Annotated in this window: 21 protein-coding genes, 1 pseudogene and 1 riboswitch; of the genes and pseudogenes, 10 read left to right on the top strand and 12 right to left on the bottom strand. The window is 74.3% G+C overall.

Translation table 11 applies throughout. The features are described from left to right. The first annotated feature begins 89 nt into the window (after positions 1-89). Complete coding sequence (locus ACFYWG_RS03885; protein ID WP_389199087.1) at positions 90-1253, top strand: amidinotransferase; 1164 nt, start codon at positions 90-92, stop codon at positions 1251-1253. On the opposite strand, the gene ACFYWG_RS03880 is transcribed toward ACFYWG_RS03885, so the two are convergent. The 8 genes from ACFYWG_RS03880 to ACFYWG_RS03845 all read right to left on the bottom strand — a co-directional run bounded on the left by ACFYWG_RS03880 (position 1241) and on the right by ACFYWG_RS03845 (position 8248). After that, positions 1241-2116: an energy-coupling factor ABC transporter ATP-binding protein gene (locus tag ACFYWG_RS03880; RefSeq protein ID WP_389199085.1), complete on the bottom strand. Its 876-nt coding sequence runs from the start codon at positions 2114-2116 to the stop codon at positions 1241-1243. The two genes, ACFYWG_RS03885 and ACFYWG_RS03880, sit on opposite strands and share 13 nt — an antisense overlap. Then, positions 2113-2862, bottom strand: a complete 750-nt coding sequence (cbiQ, locus tag ACFYWG_RS03875) for a cobalt ECF transporter T component CbiQ (protein ID WP_389199083.1) — start codon at positions 2860-2862, stop codon at positions 2113-2115. Before cbiQ ends, ACFYWG_RS03880 begins: the two co-directional genes overlap by 4 nt. A gap of 5 nt (positions 2863-2867) precedes the next feature. Continuing rightward, a complete protein-coding gene (locus tag ACFYWG_RS03870; protein ID WP_389199081.1) occupies positions 2868-3236 on the bottom strand; it encodes an energy-coupling factor ABC transporter substrate-binding protein in 369 nt (122 codons plus the stop codon). Continuing rightward, the gene (locus ACFYWG_RS03865) at positions 3233-3934 is read right to left on the bottom strand and encodes an energy-coupling factor ABC transporter permease (protein ID WP_383505264.1); all 702 of its coding nucleotides are present in this window, start codon (positions 3932-3934) and stop codon (positions 3233-3235) included. The genes ACFYWG_RS03870 and ACFYWG_RS03865 overlap by 4 nt, the downstream gene beginning before the upstream one ends. 29 nt (positions 3935-3963) lie before the next feature. After that, a riboswitch (cobalamin riboswitch) is annotated at positions 3964-4150 on the bottom strand. A 104-nt stretch (positions 4151-4254) separates the two neighbouring features. Further along, positions 4255-5694: a protein kinase gene (locus ACFYWG_RS03860; RefSeq protein ID WP_389199456.1), complete on the bottom strand. Its 1440-nt coding sequence runs from the start codon at positions 5692-5694 to the stop codon at positions 4255-4257. Positions 5695-6035: 341 nt separating this feature from the next. Then, entirely contained in the window at positions 6036-6431 is a 396-nt protein-coding gene (locus ACFYWG_RS03855; RefSeq protein WP_383505261.1) for a nuclear transport factor 2 family protein, read from the bottom strand. Positions 6432-6502: 71 nt separating this feature from the next. Next, a complete protein-coding gene (locus ACFYWG_RS03850) occupies positions 6503-7300 on the bottom strand; it encodes a VOC family protein (RefSeq protein ID WP_389199078.1) in 798 nt (265 codons plus the stop codon). 141 nt (positions 7301-7441) lie between these two features. Beyond that, the gene (locus ACFYWG_RS03845; RefSeq protein WP_389199076.1) at positions 7442-8248 is read right to left on the bottom strand and encodes an SDR family NAD(P)-dependent oxidoreductase; all 807 of its coding nucleotides are present in this window, start codon (positions 8246-8248) and stop codon (positions 7442-7444) included. 122 nt (positions 8249-8370) lie between these two features. Between ACFYWG_RS03845 and ACFYWG_RS03840 the strand changes: the two genes are divergently transcribed. From ACFYWG_RS03840 to ACFYWG_RS03810, 7 genes are all read left to right on the top strand, one after another. After that, positions 8371-8889: a DUF4396 domain-containing protein gene (locus ACFYWG_RS03840; RefSeq protein WP_383505251.1), complete on the top strand. Its 519-nt coding sequence runs from the start codon at positions 8371-8373 to the stop codon at positions 8887-8889. Between the two features lie 151 nt (positions 8890-9040). Beyond that, positions 9041-9715, top strand: a complete 675-nt coding sequence (locus ACFYWG_RS03835) for a hypothetical protein (RefSeq protein ID WP_389199073.1) — start codon at positions 9041-9043, stop codon at positions 9713-9715. Between the two features lie 211 nt (positions 9716-9926). Continuing rightward, positions 9927-10541: a sigma-70 family RNA polymerase sigma factor gene (locus ACFYWG_RS03830; protein ID WP_376334118.1), complete on the top strand. Its 615-nt coding sequence runs from the start codon at positions 9927-9929 to the stop codon at positions 10539-10541. 232 nt (positions 10542-10773) lie between these two features. Continuing rightward, entirely contained in the window at positions 10774-11454 is a 681-nt protein-coding gene (locus ACFYWG_RS03825; protein WP_389199070.1) for a transcriptional regulator, read from the top strand. After that, a complete protein-coding gene (locus ACFYWG_RS03820) occupies positions 11451-12431 on the top strand; it encodes a pyridoxal-phosphate dependent enzyme (protein WP_389199068.1) in 981 nt (326 codons plus the stop codon). The genes ACFYWG_RS03825 and ACFYWG_RS03820 overlap by 4 nt, the downstream gene beginning before the upstream one ends. A 61-nt stretch (positions 12432-12492) precedes the next feature. Beyond that, positions 12493-12852 (top strand): cupin domain-containing protein, encoded by a 360-nt coding sequence (locus tag ACFYWG_RS03815; RefSeq protein WP_376329980.1) that lies wholly within the window; start codon positions 12493-12495, stop codon positions 12850-12852. A gap of 172 nt (positions 12853-13024) precedes the next feature. Next, positions 13025-13726 carry an SDR family oxidoreductase gene (locus ACFYWG_RS03810; RefSeq protein WP_389199065.1) on the top strand — a complete coding sequence of 234 codons (702 nt, stop codon included), beginning with the start codon at positions 13025-13027 and terminating at the stop codon, positions 13724-13726. Here the strand turns inward: ACFYWG_RS03810 and ACFYWG_RS03805 are convergent, their stop codons facing one another. Together ACFYWG_RS03805 and ACFYWG_RS03800 are read right to left on the bottom strand one after the other, a co-directional pair. Next, positions 13727-15085, bottom strand: a complete 1359-nt coding sequence (locus tag ACFYWG_RS03805) for a VWA domain-containing protein (RefSeq protein WP_389199063.1) — start codon at positions 15083-15085, stop codon at positions 13727-13729. Beyond that, positions 15082-15939 (bottom strand): AAA family ATPase, encoded by an 858-nt coding sequence (locus ACFYWG_RS03800; RefSeq protein ID WP_383507841.1) that lies wholly within the window; start codon positions 15937-15939, stop codon positions 15082-15084. Before ACFYWG_RS03800 ends, ACFYWG_RS03805 begins: the two co-directional genes overlap by 4 nt. A gap of 140 nt (positions 15940-16079) precedes the next feature. On the opposite strand from ACFYWG_RS03800, the gene ACFYWG_RS03795 reads away from it, so the two are divergent. Continuing rightward, a complete protein-coding gene (locus tag ACFYWG_RS03795; RefSeq protein WP_385417152.1) occupies positions 16080-16655 on the top strand; it encodes a TetR/AcrR family transcriptional regulator in 576 nt (191 codons plus the stop codon). 184 nt (positions 16656-16839) lie between these two features. Then, entirely contained in the window at positions 16840-17634 is a 795-nt protein-coding gene (locus ACFYWG_RS03790; protein WP_389199060.1) for an SDR family NAD(P)-dependent oxidoreductase, read from the top strand. A 7-nt stretch (positions 17635-17641) separates the two neighbouring features. On the opposite strand, the gene ACFYWG_RS03785 is transcribed toward ACFYWG_RS03790, so the two are convergent. After that, entirely contained in the window at positions 17642-18277 is a 636-nt protein-coding gene (locus ACFYWG_RS03785) for a lactate utilization protein C (protein WP_389199058.1), read from the bottom strand. After that, positions 18274-19806: pseudogene (locus ACFYWG_RS03780) on the bottom strand (LutB/LldF family L-lactate oxidation iron-sulfur protein). Before ACFYWG_RS03780 ends, ACFYWG_RS03785 begins: the two are co-directional and overlap by 4 nt. Between the last annotated feature and the right edge of the window lie 5 nt (positions 19807-19811).

The following is a 19811-nucleotide window of genomic DNA, read 5'->3' as shown; positions in this document are numbered from 1 at the left end:
GGCCGCCGGCGCTCGTTCCGGACGGTCTCCTCACGCGTACGACGCACGTTCCGGCACCGCGAGACCCACCCGGACGGGAGTGGTGAGTCATGGCCGTCATGGAACCCGCAAGGCCGGCCGTGGCCGGCGAGGAGGCCCGGCGCCCGGCCGCCTCCGGCGAGCCGCTGGAGCGGCTCTCCTCACCCGTGTCCTCGCACACCGAGTGGGACCCGCTGGAAGAGATCGTCGTCGGCCGTCTGGAGGGCGCCACCATCCCCTCCGACCACGACGTCGTCACCTGCAACGTGCCGCCCTGGGCCGGGCGGTTGCAGGGCCTCGCGGCGGGACTGCGCTATCCGCGGCTGCTGGTGGAGAAGGCGCAGGAGGAGATCGACGCCTTCGTCGGCCTGCTCCGGTCCCTCGGCGTCACCGTCCGGCGCCCCGACGCGGTCGACCACCGGCGCCGCTTCGGCACCCCCGACTGGACCTCCCGCGGCTTCTGCAACACCTGCCCCCGCGACAGCATGCTGGTGATCGGCGACGAGATCATCGAGACCCCGATGGCCTGGCCGTGCCGCTACTTCGAGACGCACTCCTACCGCCCGATCCTCAAGGACTACTTCCGCCGCGGAGCGCGCTGGACCGCGGCGCCCAGGCCCCAGCTGACGGACGAGCTGTTCGACCCGGACTTCACGGTCCCCGCGCCCGGCGAACCGATGCGCTACATCCTCACCGAGTTCGAACCCGTCTTCGACGCCGCGGACTTCGTCCGGGCCGGCCGGGACCTCTTCGTCACCCGCAGCAACGTCACCAACCGCATGGGCATCGACTGGCTGCGCCGCCACCTGGGGCCGGGATACCGCATCCACGAGATCCCCAGCCGCTGCCGCACCCCCATGCACATCGACACCACCTTCGTGCTGCTCGCCCCCGGCAAGGTGCTCGTCAACCCCGAGTACATCGACGTCGACACGCTGCCTCCGGTCCTGGACTCCTGGGACGTCCTGGTGGCGCCCGAGCCGGACCCGATCAAGGACCGGCTGCTCAAGGTGACGTCGATGTGCGGCAAGTGGCTGAGCATGAACGTCCTCATGCTCGACGAGAAGCGGGTGATCGCCGAGCGGCACCACACCGGCATGCTGCGCGCCCTGGAGAAGTGGGGGTTCGAACCGATCCCCTGCGACCTGCTGCACTACGCGCCGTTCGGCGGTTCGTTCCACTGCGCGACCCTGGACGTCCGCCGCCGCGGCCCGCTGCAGTCCTACGTCGACTGAACCGGCGCGCCCTCCGGCACGGCACCCGCCCGCCCGGCGGCCAGCGCCGCGAGTTCCTCCGCCGTCCGGGGGCACGGCTGCGAGCCGGTCACCAGGCCGTGCGCGCGCAGCAGTCGCGCCGCCGCGGCCCCCCACGGCAGGCGCAGCCCCGCCGCGTGCAGCAGGTCGGTGCGGGCCAGTGCCGCCTCGGCGGGCCCGGTGCGGACGCCGGACGGGGTGAGCAGCGCCGCGTCGTCGGCCCAGCGCAGGGCGAGGTCGACGTCGTGGGTGGCCATCACCACCGTGGTGCCGTTCGCCCGCAGCCCGTCCAGGGTGGTGAGCAGGCGCTCCTGGCCGTCCGGGTCCAGCCCGGCCGTCGGCTCGTCCAGGATCAGCACCCGCGGCCGCATGGCGACGGCGCCCGCGATGGCGGTCCGCTTGCGCTGGCCGTAGGAGAGCAGGTGCGTGGGCCGGTCCGCCAGCGCTGTGATGTCCAGGGCGGCGAGCGCCTCCGCCACCCGCTCGCGCACCTGCCCGCCGGGCAGGCCGAGGTTCAGCGGCCCGAAGGACACGTCCTGCTCCACGGAGGCCGCGAACAGCTGGTCGTCCGGGTCCTGCACCACCAGCTGCACCGTCGTCCGCAGCCGCGTCAGGCCCTTGCGGTCGTACGTCACCGGCCGCCCCTCGACGGTCAACTCGCCCGCGCGCGGACGCAGTCCGCCGCTGAGCAACCGCATCAGGGTCGTCTTGCCGCTGCCGTTGCGGCCGAGCAGCGCCAGCGCGCGCCCCTCGCGGATCGTGAAGTCGAGGCCGCTGAGCACGGCCGGGCCGTCCTCGTAGGCGAAGGACGCGCCGCGCAGGGCGACGAGGGCGGGCTCGCTCACAACGGCGGCCTTTCCAGGAGAACGGTGAGGACGGCCAGCGCCGCGAGCAGCAGGCAACTGGCGGCCGTGAAACGGACGGAGACGCGCGCCTCGGGCACCAGCACGCGCAGGGTGCCGTCGTAGCCGCGCCCCGCCAGGCCGGCCTGGAGCCGGGCGGCCCGGTCGAAGGCCCGCACGAACGCCGTGGCGCCGAGACCGGCCAGCGAACGCCACTCGGCGCGGCGGCCGGTGTGGCCGAGGCGGGCCGCCTGCGCCTGGTGGACGCGGCGCACGGAGTCCAGCAGCAGGAAGCTCATCCGGTACGTCACCAGCGCCACGTCCACGACGGGCGCCGGGACCCCGGCCCGCACCAGCCGCGGCAGCAGGTCGGACAGGGGCGTGGTGAAGGCGAACAGCAGCACGCCCAGCGAGGCCGCGGAGGTGCGCAGCATCAACTCCCCGGCCCGCACCGGCCCGCCGGCGGCGAGCGAGACGAACCCGCCCGGCCCGCCGACCTGCACCAGCAGCGTCAGCGCGCCGGTCGCGCAGAAGCCCAGCGGGACCCGGTAGGCCCGCCACAGCCGCCGTGCGGGCACACCGGCCGGGCCGAGCAGCACCGCGACGGCGGTGACGAGCACCAGGGCCGCGCCCGGCCAGGGCGGCAGGCAGACGGCCAGTGCGGTGAGACCGAGCCCGAGCACGGCCTTGTCCACGGGATGACGGCGGCGCCAGCGGCTGCTGTGCGCCGCCGCGTCGATCGGCAGCACCGGGCTCAGTCCTTCGCGGAGACGGACTCTCCGGCGGCACCCGGGGGCGCGGTCGCCGCCTCCCGCTCCAGCGCCCGCTGCTCGCCCTGCCGCCGTCCCCGGCGCAGCCCGAAGTAGTAGGCGAGGACACCGGCGCCGAGCGCGGCCTGCAGGGAGAACAGGGCCGACTCGATCTCACCGGACGGCGGTTCGTACAGTGGGGAGAACCACGGTTCGTAGTCCGGCTGGATCTCCGTGATCGCCGTCTCCGCCTCGCCGTCGGCGCCGGTGAAGGGCTCCTCCTTGTGGTCGCCGAGGCCGAGCACGAGCGGCAGCACCGCGAGCGCGGCCACGGCCAGGAGCAGCACCAGGTTGATCTTCGTGTTCCGGCTCATCGGGCCACCGCCTCGGTCTCGGTCCGCGTCTCCGTGCGGGTCAGCAGCACGCCCAGCCGGGTGAGTTCGCCCTTGCTGGACTGCACCAGCAGCCGCATCACGAGGACCGTCAGCAGCCCCTCGCTCACGGCGAGCGGGATCTGCGTGACGGCGAAGATGGACCCGAACTTGCCGAGCGCGCCCAGGAACCCGCTGCCCGGGTCGGGGAAGGCGAGTGCCAGCTGCACGCTGGTGACGCAGTAGGTGGACAGGTCGGCGACGAACGCGCCGCAGAACACCGTCACCATCAGCGGCACGTCGAAGCGCCGCAGCAGCTTGTACACCGCGTACCCGGCCCAGGGCCCGACGATCGCCATGGAGAAGACGTTGGCGCCGAGCGTGGTCAGGCCGCCGTGGGCCAGCAGCAGCGCCTGGAAGAGCAGGGTGATGGTGCCGAGCACGGCCATGATCGGCGGCCGGAACAGGATGGCCCCCAGGCCCGTGCCGGTCGGGTGCGAGCAACTGCCCGTGACGGACGGCAGTTTCAGCGCGGACAGGACGAACGTGAAGGCGCCGGAGGCGCCGAGGAGCAGGGTGCTCTCGGGGTGCTCGCGCACCTCGCGGGTGAGTGACCGGACCCCGTGGACGACGAACGGCGCCGACGCGACGCCCCAGGCGACCGCGTGCGCCGGAGGAAGGAAACCCTCGGCTATGTGCATGGCTCAGCAGACCCTCTCCAGCACCTCGTGGATGGTTGACGCGCCTTGGCCGGTCTCCTGGCTGACGGGTACCACCGCCCGGACTCCGCCTTCCCGGGTCACGAGGACCCAGTGGCTGCCCGCGAGGGGCCGGAGCCGGACTTCCCGATTCACAGTGGCGAGGGCCGCACCGGCATCACACCGGATTTCCCGTTCACCAAGGCCAGGTGACAATAAGGCCCGGATCAGGACGAGCACAACCCGCACCGGGGGCGCGCGAGGGGGCGCCCCCTCGCACACCGGCGCATCCGGGGCCCCGCCGGAGGAGCACCCCGTAGGGGTCAGTCGTCGCCCTCGTCCCCGCCGTTCCCGCCCTCGCCGTCCCCCTGCGGCGCCGGGGGCTGCTCCTGCTGCGGCTGCTCCGTCTCCGCCGGTGTCCCGGCGGCCGGGTCCTGCGCGGGAGCGGTGCCGGCGGCCGCCGGCGAGGAGGGGGCCTGCTCGGCGGGCGGGGTGCCGGCCGGCGTGACGTCGGCCACGGTCCCGGTGGCCGGGGTGGTGGCCGCCGCCGGGCCGGGGTCCGGCCGCGAACCGGACGCCGGGCCCGGGCTCTCCTCGGCGGCCGGGGTGCTGGCGGTGGGAGACGGACCCGGGTCCGTGCCCTTCGTGTCGGTGTCGTCCGGCGAGAACCACTGCATGCCGATGAGCATCGCGGCGACGAACAGCGCCGCCGCCGCGGCCGCGGCGACGGCCTTCGAACGGTTTCCGCCCCCGCCGCCCCGCCGTCCGCCCCGCCCGGGACGCCCGGCCTGCGCCGCGCGGGCCGCGCCGCGCGGCCCGGCCGCCGAGGGCAGGGCGTACGTGGTCGGGCTGCTGGTCTCCGCACCGCGATACGGGCCTTGACCGGAGGGCACCGCCGGCCGGGGCCGCGTCCGCGGGGACGGCGACATCTCCGGCAGGGGCTCGGGCAGCCCCCGCCAGGCGCCGCCCGCGAACCACTCGGCCGCCTGCTGCGCGGTGGGCCGGTCCTCGGGCTGCTTGGCGAGCAGGCCGAGCAGGTAGTTCTCGAAGGCGGGCGGCAGGCCAGCGACCCCGAGCTCGCGCGGCGGCACGGGAACGGCGTCGAGGTGCTGGTGGAGCAGGGCGACGGCGCTGTCCGCCTCGAACGGCGGCCGGCCGCTGAGGAGCTGGTAGAGCACACAGCCCAGCGAGTACATGTCGGAGGCCGGGCCGGCGGGCTTGCCCAGGGCGCGTTCGGGCGCGAGATACATGCCGGTGCCGACGATCTGGCCGGTGGCGGTGAGCGCGGCGCCGGGGTCGTCCATGAAGCGCGCGATGCCGAAGTCGCCGATCTTCAGGGTGCCGCGGGCGTCGAGCAGCAGGTTGGCGGGTTTGACGTCCCGGTGGACAATGCCCTGCGCGTGTGCGGCGGCGAGTCCGGCCGACGCCTGGGCGGCCAGGACGGCCACCCGCTCGGCGGGCATCGGGCCCGACGTGGCGAGCACCTGGGAGAGGCTGTCGCCGTCGACCAGCTCCATCACCAGGTAGAGCCGGTTGTCGAACTCGCCGAAGTCCAGCACGCCCACCACGTGGGGGTGGTTCAGGCGACCGGCGGTCTGGGCCTCCAGCCGGAACCGCGAGGTCGCCGTGGCGTCGGTGTCCTGGGGCAGCAGCAGCTTGAGGGCCACCGCTCTGGCGAGCGTCTCGTCGTACGCACGCCAGACCTCTCCCATTCCACCGCGCCCGATCTCCACATCCAGCCGGTAGCGGCCCGCTAGCAGCACTCGTCCTCGTCTCACGCTCAGGGGAAGGTCCGTCGCCGCAGGCCGAACTCCCCGCATGTGCGCGGGGATTCGTGGGGGCTGCCGCAGCCGCCCCAGGATACTGGCGCCGCGTGGCCCCGTCGTCCCCGTGCGGCGGCGTCCCGCGGCTGCGGGACGCCCCGGCCGGCACGGACCTCCGCGGCCGGGGGAGAGCGGCGCCTGTGATGGTCCCCACGTGCGCCGGCGGGCGCCGCGCGGCCCCTCGTGCGCGACCGGCGTCCGCCCCGGCGTGAGCAAGATCACGACTCGACGCCGGCCGCGGCCACCGGCGCAGCCCGCCGCGATCGGCAGCAGCCCTGCGGTCAGTCCGGGGCTGCCTCGGTGACGTGGCTCAGGACACACAGCCAGCGGCCCTCCCGCCGCACGAAGACGTCGGTCGTCCACTCGTCGGAGTCGAACCGCTCGCCCCGGTGGTGCGCCGTGCTGGTCACCCGGCCGGTGACGACGGCCGTGTCGCCGTGGACGCGGACCCGGGGGCGGGTGCGCAGGTCCATCGCCGTATGGGAGAGGGCGCCGGACGCGACCAGGGAGAGGAACCGCTCCCGGGAGTCGATGCCGGACGCCGAGACGATCACCCACTCGTCCGCCATGAACGCGGCGATCCGGTCCGGGTCGTCGGAGACGATCGCCGCGGCCCATCGCTCGGACACGCGGACGAGGTCGGCGGCCTCGCCGCTCGGATCCTCCGGACTCCTCATGCCATGACGGCGGCGCGTTCCCGCCGACCCCGGATCACGGGCTCGCCCGGTCGCTCCCCGGCCCCCGGTCCTCAGTCCTCCGCGGCGGCGAGCAGCACGAACTCCGCCCCGGCCGGGTCCAGGCAGACGGCCAGCCGGCCGACGCCCTCCATGTCCTGCGGCCCCATCTGCACCTCGCCGCCCTTCTGCGTGACCCGGGCCGCCGCGGCGTCGCAGTCCTCGACCGCGAAGACCGGGTGCCAGTACGGCCGCCCGTCCGTCAGCGTCAGGTCCTGCGCGCCCATCTCCATCAGCCCGCCGTGCATCCGGTCCTCGGTCAGGCCCGCCGGGGTGACCATCGTGTAGGTGCCCGCACCGCCGGGCAGCGGCATGTCGCTGAACTGCCAGTCGAACAGGCCGCCGTAGAACTCCCGGGCCGCCGCCGCGTCGGTCGTGAACAGCTCGACCCAGGCCAGCGAGCCCGGCTCGTCCACCAGGTCCAGGCCCGCGGTCGTCCCCGGCTGCCAGACGGCGAACTGGCCGCCCAGGGGATCGCTGTACTGCGCCATCCGGCCCCACTCGTCGAGGTCCATCGGCTCGACCCGCACGGTGCCGCCGGCCTGCCGCACCACCTCGGTCGTGACGTCCGCGTCCGGGACGCTGTAGTAGATCATCCAGGCCGGGCGCGCGCCCTCCTCGGTCAGCTTGCCGAGACCGCCGACGACCTTGCCGTCCTTCCTGAACATCCCGCCCTCGAAGTCCTCGCTCTCGCCCATCGACTCGTAGTCCCAGCCGAGCACGGCGCCGTAGAAGGACGCGGCGGCCCGGACGTCCGGAGCGCCGAGGTCGAGCCAGCAGGGGGAGCCGGGAGCGTACTCCGTGGTGATCATGGCGGTGCTTCCCTTCAGCGAGTCCTGCGCCCAGCGTGACACCGGGCATCGCGGGGCGCGCGCCACCGCTCTCCACCCGGGGGACGCCGGGGCCGGGGCGGGGCAGCCGTCGGGAGCAGTCCGATGCGGCCCGGGGGCGGATCAGTGCACGGAGAGGCCGCCGTCCACGAAGAGCGAGTGGCCGGTGACGTACGCGGAGGCCGGGCTCGCCAGGAAGACGGCGGCGCCCGCGAAGTCACCGGGCAGGCCGTTGCGCCCGATCATCGTCCGGGCGGCCAGGGCCGCCACCGTCCCGGGATCGGACTGCAGGCGGGCGTTGAGCGGGGTCAGGACGAAGCCCGGCACGAGCACGTTGCTGGTGACGCCGCGCGGCGACCAGGCCTCGGCCTGGGAGCGGGCCAGGGACTCCAGTCCGCCCTTGGAGGCGCCGTAGGCCCCGCTCTGCACGAACGCGCGGTGCGCCTGCTGGGAGCTGATGTGGATGATCCGCCCGTAGCCGCGCTCCGCCATGCCGGGGCCGAAACGCTGTCCCAGCAGGAAGGGGGCCTCCAGGTTGACGGCCATCGTGATGTCCCAGACGTCCTCGGTGAGTTCGTCCATCGGCGGACGGATGTTGATGCCGGCGCTGTTGACGAGGATGTCGGGCTCGCCGAACGCCTCGACCGCACCGTCGGCGGCCGCCCGCACGCCCTCGCGTGTGCCCAGGTCGGCCGCGACCCAGGCGGCCCGGCAGCCCAGCTCCGTCAACTCGGCGACCGTGTCGGCGAGTTGCTGCTCCCTGCGGGCCACGATCACCACGCTCGCCCCGGCGCGGGCCAGGGCGACGGCGATGGCGCGCCCGATGCCCGAGCTGCCGCCGGTGACCAGGGTCACGCGCCCTTCCAGCGAGAACAGCTCGGCGAGGTAGGCGTGCGGCGTCGGGGTGCTCTGCGGCGACTGGTCGGTCATGCCGCCTCACTCTAGGCGGGGCGGGAGGACGGCACCGAGCCCGGTCGACGTATGCGCGGGGTGCGACTCGCGGCAGCGGGAAAGTCTGGTATGCATACCCCCTAGGGGTATATGGTCGCTCCATGGACGCCACCTCTCACGGCCCGGGGCACGACCCCGGCGGGCACGGTCACGAGAAGCACGGCCACGGGCGGCACCCTCGCGGGCCGGCCTCCTGGGGCATGGCGGTGAAGGCCACGCTGCACTGCCTGGCCGGGTGCGCGCTCGGCGAGATCCTCGGCATGGTGATCGGCACGGCGCTGGGGTGGGCCAACGTGCCCACCATGGTCCTGGCGATCACCCTCGCCTTCCTCTTCGGCTACTCCTTCACCCTGATCGCCGTGGTCCGCACCGGCCTCGGCCTCAAGGCCGCCGTCCGTGTCGCCCTGGCCGCGGACACCGTCTCGATCGCCGTGATGGAACTGGTCGACAACGCGATCATCGCCCTCACCCCCGGCGCGATGGACGCCCACCTGGCGGACGCGCTGTTCTGGTCCGCCCTCCTGGGTGGCTTCGTGGTCGCCTTCCTGGTCACCACGCCGATCAACAAATGGATGATCGGCCGCGGTCTGGGCCACGCGGTGGTCCACTCCCACCACTGACCGGGGCCGGAGGCTCCGGCTCCCCGGGGTGGGCGCTCCCCGCGCTCCCCTTGAAGTGGCCTGGATCACGTGTCCGGGGTTGAGTGGCCGGGCCGGGTGATGCGCGTACCCATGGGTGCAGAACCGGGGCCGGATGCGAGGATGAGGCGCCATGACGGCAGGGTGGTGTGCTCGCACGGTGCGGGCCGCGGTGTTCGCGGCCGTCTGCGTCGTGCTCGCCGCCCTGGGGCACGTCATGATGTCCGGCGATCACGTGCCGCTGCCGGTGCTGGCGGCCGGCTGGGCCGCCACCGGTGCGGCGGGCTGGTGCCTGGCGGGCCGCGAACGCGGACCCGGCGTGGTCGTCGCCGTCGCGGTCACCGTGCAGACCGCTCTGCACTCGGCGTTCTCCCTCGCCCCCCAGGGGCCGGGGACGCCGGCCGGGGGAGCCCGCACCGCGGACCCCCACGCCCTGCACGTGGGCATGGACATGGGCATGGGCGCCGGTGCGGGGCCGAGCGGTACGCACCACGGCATGGGCGCCCTGGGGCACGCCGGTCACGGCACCGGCGGTGATGCGTCCCTGGGGATGCTGGCCGCCCACCTGCTCGCCGCGCTGCTCTGCGGCCTGTGGCTGGCCCACGGCGAACGGGCCGCCTTCCGTCTGCTGCGCGCCGTGGGCGCCCGGCTCGCCGCGCCGCTGCGGCTCCTCTTCGCCCGGCCCGTACCGCCGCCGCCCCCGCCGGTGCGTGTCCGCCGCCGGTCCTCGGACCGCAGGCCGCGGCTGCTCCTGCTCGTCCACGCGATCACCTCCCGAGGCCCGCCCGTGGGGACCGCTGCCGCCTGACGGCAGCCGGCGCCACCACCGGGGCGGCTCTCCGCGCCGCCCCGGCCGCGGTCCCGCGTCCGTACTCCGGTGCACCCCGTCCGCCGCCACGGCTGCCCGGGTGCCGTACGGCGCGCCGCGTCCCCACCTCACCGGACCACGCGCGTGCGCCCGCCCGCCGGCACGGCGTGCCCGCGCACCCCGTGGTCCCGGACCCCGAGAAGGACACCAGGTGATCACTCCTGCCCTGCCCCGCGACCGATCGGCCTGCGCCGACGAGTCGATAACCGCTTGGGCGCTGGCCGCCCGCGGCGGTGACTCCGCAGCCGTCGACCGCTTCGTCCGCGCCCTGCACCGCGACGTCATCCGGTACGTCGCGCACCTGTGTGCCGATCCGCAGGCGGTGGACGATCTGGCGCAGGACACGTTCCTGCGCGCGCTCGGCAGCCTCCACCGGTTCGAGGGCCGCTCCTCGGCGCGGGCCTGGCTGCTGGCCATCGCCCGGCGCGCGGTCGCCGACAGCATCCGGTCCACGGCCGTACGTCCCCGCCGGGCCGATCTGGCGGACTGGGAACTGGCGGCCGAACTCGCCCAGCCGCGCGGCCTGCCCGGCTTCGACGACGGAGTCATGCTGCGGGAACTGCTCGACGGGCTGCCCGCGGAGCGCCGCGAGGCGTTCGTCCTGACCCAGTTGCTGGGCCTGCCGTACGCGGAGGCCGCCGAGTTGAGCCGCTGCCCGGTCGGCACGGTCCGCTCCCGGGTGGCCCGCGCGCGGGCCACCCTCGTGGCCCTGCTGGCCGAGGCGGACCGAGCCGCGCCACCGTCGGAGCCCGCACTGGCCGCCTGACGGCCCCGCACCGCCGTCGGGAGCGCCCTGCCCGCCTGACGGTTCCCGCACCGCCCCGTGCCCGCCGGTCCCGTCCGGCGGGCACGGGGCCGGCGGTCCCGTCCGGCGGGCACCGGCCGTTCCCTGCCGGACGCCGGCGCATCTGCGGCGGCCGCCGCCTGTCGAGCATCTGGACGGTCTATCCAGAACCTGGACTCCTGGTCTAGGGTGGACGGTGGTGAGAGGAGCCGGAATGGACGGTGCGCTGGACGCCGAACGGGACGCGATCCTGGCGGCGATGACTCCCGTCGTGGACGGCATCGCCGCGACCTTCGGCCCGATCTGCGAAGTGGTGCTGCACGACTACCGCGACCCGGAGAAGTCGGTGGTCGCCGTGGCCGGTTCGGTGACCGGGCGGGCCGTGGGCGGTGCGATGAGCGAGATCGGCATGCGCGTCCTCGCCGGCGGTGACGGAGCGGCCGACGAACTCAACTACGTCACCCGCACCCGCGGCGGCGCGCTGGTGAAGTCCTCCACGATGGTGCTGCGCGACTCGACGGGCGCCGTCTTCGGCGCCCTCTGCGTCAACCTCGACATCGGCGCCGTCGGCGCGGCGCACCGGCTCCTCGGCGCCCTCGCCGGGGCGGACACAGCGCCCGCGGAGGTCCCGACCACCACCTTCGGCAACGACATCGACTCCGTGGTCGACGCCCTCGTCGACGCCCACCGGTCGAGACAGCGGGGCAGCTGGGCCGAACTCGACCGCGCGGAGCGCCTGGACCTGTTCGGCGGCCTGGACGCCCGCGGTGTCTTCGCCGTGCGCGGAGCCGTGGAGCAGGTCGCCGGCCGGCTCGGCATCTCCCGCGCCTCCGCCTACAGCTACCTCGCCCAGGCCCGGGCCGCCCACGACACTCCCCCCGGAGGATCCGCGTGACGACCACCACACCCCCGGTCACCCCCGACGACGTCCGGGACGCCGCCGCCCGGCTCAAGGGCGTCGCCCACCGCACGCCCGTACTGCGCTCCCGCACCCTGGACGCGCTCGTCGGCGCCGAGGTGCACCTCAAGTGCGAGAACTTCCAGCGGGTGGGCGCCTTCAAGTTCCGCGGCGCCTACAACGCCGCCTCCCGGCTCACCCCCGAGCAGCTGTCCCGCGGCATCGCCGCCTACTCCTCCGGCAACCACGCCCAGGCCGTCGCCCTCGCCGCCCGCGAACTGGGCACCACCGCCGTCATCGTCATGCCCGAGGACGCCCCGCCCTCCAAGCGCGCCGCCACCGAGGGCTACGGCGCCGAGGTCGTCACGTACGACCGCTACACCGGCGACAGGGTCGCCCTCGCCGAGGCCCTCGCCGCCGAGCGGGGGCTGACACTCGTCCCGCCCTACGAGCATCCGCACGTCATGGCCGGGCAGGGCACCGCGGCACTCGAACTGCTGGAGGAGACGGGGGAGCTGGGTGCCCTACTGGTGCCGGTCGGGGGCGGCGGGCTGATGGCCGGCAGCGCCACCGTGGCCAAGGCGCTGTACCCGGGCATCCGGATGATCGGCATCGAACCGGAGGCCGGGGACGACACGAGGCGCTCCCTGGAGGCGGGGCGGCGGGTCACCGTTCCCGTGCCGCGCACCATCGCCGACGGCCAGGCACTGCACACGCCCGGCGAACTCACCTTCTCCGTCAACCGCCGTCTCGTCGACGCGATCGAGCTGGTCGGTGACGACGAGATCCGGGAGGCGATGCGGTTCGCCTTCGAGCACCTGAAGATCGTCGTCGAACCGAGCGGCGCCACCCCGCTGGCCGCGCTGCTCACCGGGCGCGCGGGCCCGCTCCCGCGCCGCGTCGGAGTGATCGTCTCCGGCGGCAACGTGGACGCGCGCCGCTTCGCCGAACTCTGCGGAACCGGGGCCGCCTGAGCTGGCATCGCCCGTCCGGCGGGCGGACGATGGAGGCACAGCCTCATGGAGGAGGAGCGTCATGCTGGAGATGAAGACGCTCGACAAGCCGGACGAGCGGCGCGACTACCCCCGAGGCCACCTCGAAGCCGTCCACATGCAGGGACTTGACTTCGCCGTGGCCACGTTCGAACCGGGCTGGCGCTGGTCGGAGTCGGTGGCCCCGCTCGCCGGGACCGACAGCTGCCAGATCCACCACAACGGCTATGTGGTGTCCGGCCGCATGCACATCCGCATGGACGACGGCACCGAGGGCGAGGTCGGCCCCGGCGACGTGTTCGTCTGCTCGCCCGGCCACGACGCCTGGGTCGTCGGCGACGAGCAGTGCGTGGTGTACGACTTCGCGGGCGACATGGCCAAGGCGTACGCCAAGAAGGACTAGCCCCACCACCCCTCACCGCGGCCCCGCCGGGCGGAGGAACGGCTGGCCGGCCTCCTGTCCTTCCCGCCCGGCGGCGGACGGCCGCTTGCTCTTCGGAAACCGATCGGTTTACGCTTCTCGACACGGGAAACCGATCGGTTTCCAAGGTGCGTGTTCCGTGAGGGAGACACCCATGACCGCCATCGAAGGTTCCGTCGCTCTGGTCACCGGCGGCAGCCGCGGCATCGGCCGCGCCCTGGTCGCCGCCCTGTACGAGCGCGGCGCGAAGAAGGTCTACGCCACCGCCCGCGACCCGCGGACCGTCACCCACCCCGACGCCGTGCCGCTCGCCCTGGAGGTCACCGATCCCGCTTCCGTCACGGCCGCGGCCGAGCAGGCCCAGGACGTCACCCTGCTGATCAACAACGCGGGCGCCGCGGTGAGCGCGAGCTTCCTCGACTCGCCCGTCGAAGACGTCCGGCGCGAGTTCGAGACCAACTTCTACGGCCCGCTCCTGGTCACCCGGGCCTTCGTCCCGGTCATCGAGCGCAACGGCGGCGGGCACATCCTCACCGTGCACTCCGTGCTGTCCTGGATCGGGCTCGCCGGCTCCTACAGCGCCTCCAAGGCCGCCCTGTGGTCGCAGACCAACTCGCTGCGCCTCGACCTCAAGCCGCGCGGCATCGACGTGACCGGCCTGCACGTCGGCTACGTCGACACCGACATGGCCGCCGGGGTCGACGCCCCCAAGTCCACGGCCGAGAGCGTCGCCGCCCAGGCGCTCGACGGCATCGCGTCCGGCGCGCACGAGGTCCTGGCCGACGAGCTCACGCGGCAGGTCAAGGCCGGGCTGGCGGCCGACCCCGCCGTCCTGTACCCGCAGCTCGCCGCCTGATCACACCGGCAGCAGCCGTGCCACCAGGGCGCTCAGCTGCCGGACGTTGCGGCACTCGTGCATCTGCACCAGCTCGGCGTAGGCCGGCGCCACCGAGTCGCCGGTGCCCCAGCGGTCGCGCTGTTCGGGGTTCAGCCAGTACACGCGGCGGGCCCGTTCGCCGATCCGGGCGAGGGCCGGCAGGTTCGGGTCGCTGCCGTTGGTGCGGGCGTCGCCCAGCACGAACACGGTCGTGCGCGACCCGACCGCGTCGGCGCAGCGCTCGGCGAACTCGCCCAGGGCCATGCCGTAGTCGCTGCTGCCGTGGTGGCCCGTGACCGCCGCCTCCGCCTGGATGCGGCCCCCGAGCCCCTCCGGGTCGGCGGCACCGTGCCGGAGCAGGCCCGTCACCTCGTCGATCCGGTTGACGAAGGCGAACACCCGCACCTTGCCGAACTGGTCGTGCAGCGCCTGCACCAGCAGCATGGTGAAGTCGGAGAAACCCGAGACCGACCCGGACACATCGCACAGCAGCACCAGTTCGGGGCGGGCGGGGCGGCGCCGGCGCAGCACCGGACGCATCGGCACCCCGCCCGTGGACAGCGAACCGCGCAGCGTCCGCCGCAGGTCGATCGCCCCGCGGGAGGCGCGGCGCCGCCGGGCCGCGAGCCGGGTGGCGAGCTTGCGGGCGAGCGGCTGCACCGTGCGGCGCAGCTCGGCCAGCCGGTCCCGGCCCGCGAACAGGAAGTCGACCCGGTCGGCGGTCGGGGCGACCGCGCGCCGGGCGATCTCGTCGCGCCCCCGCCGCTCGGCGACCCGGCGCCGCGCCTCCGCGGTCACCAGCGCGCGGAACGACTCGATCCGCCGGCGGATCTCGTCCTCCAGCAGCCGGTCCGCGAAGCCCTGGCTCCCGTCCCCGGCGCGCACCCGGTCCCGGACCCGGGCCATCAGGGTCTGCGGCCGCAGCCGCTCCAGCGCCTGGTACGACGACCAGCCGTCCGACTCGGGCGAGGAGCCGTAGCCGCCGAAACCGTCGACCGCCTCGACCGCCAGCCGGCCCAGCAGGGCGCGGTCGTCGGCGGCCAGCGCGTCGGCCAGCCGGTCGCGCAGGGCCTCCCGCCCGGCCGGCTCCCCGCCGGGGGCACCCACCCCGCGCGGAAAGTACAGGTCGAAGACCGCGTCGAACACCGGCCGCTGTCCCGGCCCGTGCAGCAGCGTCGCCGCGAGCCCCTCGCGCAGCAGCTCCCGGTCGGTGAGGCCGAGTTCCTCCATCGCGCGTGCGGCGTCCACCGTCTCCCCGGTGCCGATCCGGACGCCGTGCGCGCGCAGCGCAGCCACCAGGGACGTCAGCCGCTGCGCGACACCGGCCGCAGGGGTCACAGGGCGTCCAGGTCGAGCTTGGCGGACGCCTTCAGCACGTCGTCCTGGTGCTTGAGCAGGACGCCGAGTGTCGCCCGCACGACGGTCTCGTCCAGGGTGCCGGCGCCGAGCTCCAGCAGGGTGCGCGCCCAGTCGACGGTCTCGGCGACCGACGGGGCCTTGCGCAGGTCCATCGCCCGCAGCGCCCCCACGACCCGGACGACCGACCGGGCCAGCGCCTCGTCCAGCCCCGGCACCCGCAGCCGTACGATGCGGCGCTCCAGCTCCTCGTCGGGGAAGCCGATGTGCAGGAACAGGCAGCGGCGGCGCAGCGCCTCGGACAGCTCGCGGGTGGCGTTGGAGGTGAGGACGACGAAGGGGCGGCGCGTGGCGGTGATGGTGCCCAGCTCGGGGACGGTCACCTGGAAGTCGCTGAGCACCTCCAGGAGCAGGCCCTCCACCTCGACGTCCGCCTTGTCGGTCTCGTCGATCAGCAGGACCTTCGCGTCGTCGCCGCGGATGGCCGTCAGCAGCGGCCGGGTGAGCAGGAACTCCTCGCTGAAGATGTCCGTGCGGGTCTCGTCCCACGTCTCGTCGCGGCCCGCGCTGATGCGCAGGAGCTGCTTGGCGTGGTTCCACTCGTACAGCGCACGGGACTCGTCGACGCCCTCGTAGCACTGCAGACGCACCAGCCGGGCGCCCGCGACCCGGGCGACGGCCTTGGCGAGTTCGGTCTTGCCCACGCCGGCCGGTCCCTCCACCAGCAGCGGCTTGCCGAGCCGGTCGGCGAGGAAGACGGTGGTGGCGACGGCGGGTGAGGCGAGGTAGCCGGCCTCGGCCAGGCGGGCGGAGACCTCGTCGACGGACGTGAACAACGAAGACCTCCGGGCGACGGCAGCGGCGAACGGCACTATCTAAGCGCTTGTTCATCGCCGCTGTCACGAGGCCGCCGGTGCCGGATGCGCCATAAACCGATCGGTTTCCTCCGGGGTGGCGGCGCGGTACCCTCGCCTCCATGGCCACGACTGACAAGGCGTCCACCCGCGACCGGCTGCTCGACGCGGCGGCCGACCTCTTCTACCGCGAGGGCGTCTCCATCGGTGTCGAGACGCTGTGCCGCAGCGCCGGGGTCTCGAAGCGGTCCATGTACCAGCTCTTCGCGGGCAAGGACGAGGTCCTGGCGGCCAGCCTGGACCGGCTGCTCCCGCAGTACGAGGCGCGTCTCACCCCGGACCCGGAGGAGGAGCCGGCCGGCACACCGCGCGAGAGCATCCTGCACGTCTTCGAACGGCTGGAGAAGGCCGCCGCCGAGCCCGCCTACCTGGGTTGCCCCTACCTCGCGGCGCTCGTCGAGCTGAAGGACCCCGCCCACCCGGCGAGCGCGGTCGCCCGCGGGGCGAAGGAACGCCTCCAGGGCTTCTTCCGCACCCGAGCCGCCGAAGGGGGAGCCCGCGATCCGGAACTGCTGGCCCGCCAGCTGATGCTCGTCTTCGACGGGGCCAGCGCCCGGGCCGGCGCCGGGATCGAGACCCTGGACGGACTGACCACCGCGACCGTGACCGCGCTGCTGGACGCGTCCGGTACGCGCTGAGGACCACCAGGAACACGCCGAGGGCGGTCTTTCGTCCCCCTTCGTCCGACACGCCCTGAGTCCCGCCTCGACGCTCAGGGGAACGGGAGACGACCACACTGGCCGCAGACCCGCATCGGGGGGTGTGCTCAGCGACGCCCCCCGGGGTACCTGATCACTCCCGTACGGAAAGGGTCGGAACGGCATGCAGATCGATCTCAAGGGGCGCACCGCGCTGGTGACCGGCTCCACGCAGGGCATCGGCGCCGCCATCGCCACGGGCCTGGCACGGGCGGGCGCCCGGGTGGGGGTCAACGGCCGCTCGGCCGAGCGCGTGGAACAGGCGGTGGAGCGGATGCGCGGCGAGGTGCCCGGCGCCGCGTTCGTGCCGGTGGCCGCCGACGTGACCGGCGACGAGGGTGCCCGGCAGGCGGTGGACACGCTCGGGCAGGTGGACATCCTCGTCAACAACCTCGGCGTCTTCGGGTCCGCCGACCCGCTGGAGATCAGCGACGACGAGTGGCGCCGCTACTTCGACGTGAACGTCCTGTCCGCCGTCCGTCTCACCCGGCTCGTCCTGCCCGGCATGACCGAGCGCGGCTGGGGACGCGTCCAGAACATCGCCAGCGACTCGGCGGTCGTCATCCCGGCCGAGATGATCCACTACGGCATGTCCAAGACGGCCCTGCTCGCGGTCGGCCGCGGCTTCGCCAAGCAGGCCGCCGGCACCGGCGTGACGGTGAACTCCGTGATCGCGGGCCCCACCCACACCGGCGGCGTCGAGGACTTCGTCTACCAGCTCGTCGACCGCGACCTGCCCTGGGACGAGGCCCAGCGCGCCTTCATGAAGCAGCACCGGCCCCAGTCCCTGCTGCAGCGGCTGATCGAGCCGGAGGAGATCGCCCACATGGTCGTCTACCTCGCCTCCGACCAGGCCTCCGCGACCACCGGCGGCGCCCTGCGGGTCGACGGCGGCTACGTCGACTCGATCCTGCCCTGACCCCGGGTCAGTCCCCGCTCAGCAGCACCACCTCCAGGGTGCGCGGGCCGTGCACCCCCTCGACCCGGTCCAGCTCGATGTCGCTGGTCGCCGACGGCCCGGAGATCCACGTCAGCGGACGCGCCGGGTCGAGGCGCCGGAGCGCCTGCGGCACGGAGGAGACGACCTGGCCGGGCACGCGCACCACGCAGATGTGGTGGTCCGGGACGAGGGTGATCCGCCGGCGGCCCTGGTCGGGAGAGCCGTCCAGCACGATCGTCCCGGTCTCCGCGACGGCGACCGCGCAGCCGGTCACCACACTGTCCACGTGGTCGAGTGCGCGCGGGGTGCTCCCGGCCCGGTCCGCCACCCGCGCCGCGCCGGTCGCCGCCAGCCACGCCGCGTCCAGACCGGGCGGCACGAGCACCGAGGCCGATCCGCGCCGCTTCAGCAGTGCGGCGATCAGTCCGGCCACCCCTTCCCCGTCCGTGCGGTGCACCACCGCCCGGTAGTCCGCCAGGTTCGCGGCCAGCAGTTCCACCGTCTCCGCGATACCGCGCTGCCCGTGCTCACGCAGGTAGTCCCGCGCGATCGGAGCCTCCTCGGCCGGCTGGTCCGCCAGTGCGCGCCGCACCCGGCCCAGGATCCGCTCCCTGCTGCTCACTGCGCCCCGTCCTTCCCGCCGCCCGTCCGCCGCCACCAGTCGCGGAACGGCTCGGCGGGCACCTGCGGCAGATCCCGCGTCGCGCTCCAGGCCCGGCCCGGGCCCGGCAGGGTGCGGGGATGGAAACGCCGGGTCGCGGAGGCGGCGCGCTGGCCGGTGCGCAGCGCGCCCGGGTGCGTGAACGCCCAGCGGGCCGCGCGCATCGCCGCCCGCTCCGCCGCGTGCCCCTTCGCCGGGCGCAGCACCACCTTGTTGCCCCCGCGGACCGCCTGGCCGCCCTGCACGACACGCTCCCGGAGGTGCACCAGCACCTCCGGGATGTCGATGGCGACCGGGCAGACCTCGTAGCACGCCCCGCACAGCGAGGACGCGTACGGCAGGGAGGCGTCGATCTCGCTCGCCGTGCCGCGCAGTTGAGGGCTGAGGATCGCGCCGATCGGTCCCGGGTAGACCGAGCCGTAGGCGTGGCCGCCGGCCCGCTCGTACACCGGGCAGACGTTGAGGCAGGCCGAGCAGCGGATGCAGCGCAGGGCCTGCCGGCCGACCGCGTCGGCGAGGGTGTCGGTGCGGCCGTTGTCCAGCAGGACCAGGTGGAACTCCCGGGGGCCGTCCCCGTCGGCCGTACCGGTCCAGGTCGAGGTGTAGGGGTTCATGCGCTCGGCCGTCGAGGAGCGGGGGAGGGTCTGCAGGAACACCTCCAGGTCCTGCCACGTCGGAACCACCTTCTCGATGCCGACGACCGAGATCAGCGTCTCGGGCAGGGTCAGGCACATCCGCCCGTTGCCCTCGGACTCCACGACCACGAGCGTGCCCGTCTCGGCGACCATGAAGTTGGCCCCGGAGATCCCGACCTTGGCGCGCAGGAACTTCTCCCGCAGGTGCAGCCGGGCCGCCTCGGCGAGTTCGGCGGGTGTGTCGGACAGGCCCTCGGGCGCCGGGCGGCCCCAGGCGGCCATCCGGTCACGGAAGATGTCGCGGATCTCGCCGCGGTTGCGGTGGATGGCCGGCACGAGGATGTGCGAGGGCCGGTCCTCGCCCAACTGCACGATCAGCTCGGCGAGATCGGTCTCGTAGGCGCGGATGCCCGCGGCCTCCAGCGCCTCGTTGAGCCCGATCTCCTGCGTGGCCATGGACTTGACCTTCACGACCTCCGACTCGCCGGTCGCCCGTACCAGCCGCGTGACGATCTCGTTGGCCTCGCCGGCGTCGGCGGCCCAGTGCACGACACCGCCCGCGGCCGTGACCGACTCCTCCTACTGCACCAGGTAGCGGTCCAGATGGCGCAGGGTGTGGTCCTTGATCCGCTTGCCCGCCTCACGCAGCTCGGCCCAGTCGGGCAGCTCCGCCACGGCCTTGGCCCGCTTGGCGCGGATGGTGCGGGTGGCGTGCCGCAGATTCCCGCGCAGGGTCGCGTCCCCGACGGCCTCCCGAGCGGCCTCCGGGAAGGCGGGGAACGCCGGGTGAGCCGGAGGGGCCGGCCGGGTGGGTGGGAAAGACGCCGGGTGGGTGGGTGGGAAAGACGCAGGCATGCCGA

This window comes from Streptomyces sp. NPDC003456 (assembly GCF_042878735.1).
In the GTDB taxonomy this organism is placed as follows: Bacteria; Actinomycetota; Actinomycetes; order Streptomycetales; family Streptomycetaceae; genus Streptomyces.
The sequence above is the reverse complement of the archived record's forward strand: the minus strand, read 5'-3'. Positions and strand labels throughout refer to the sequence as shown.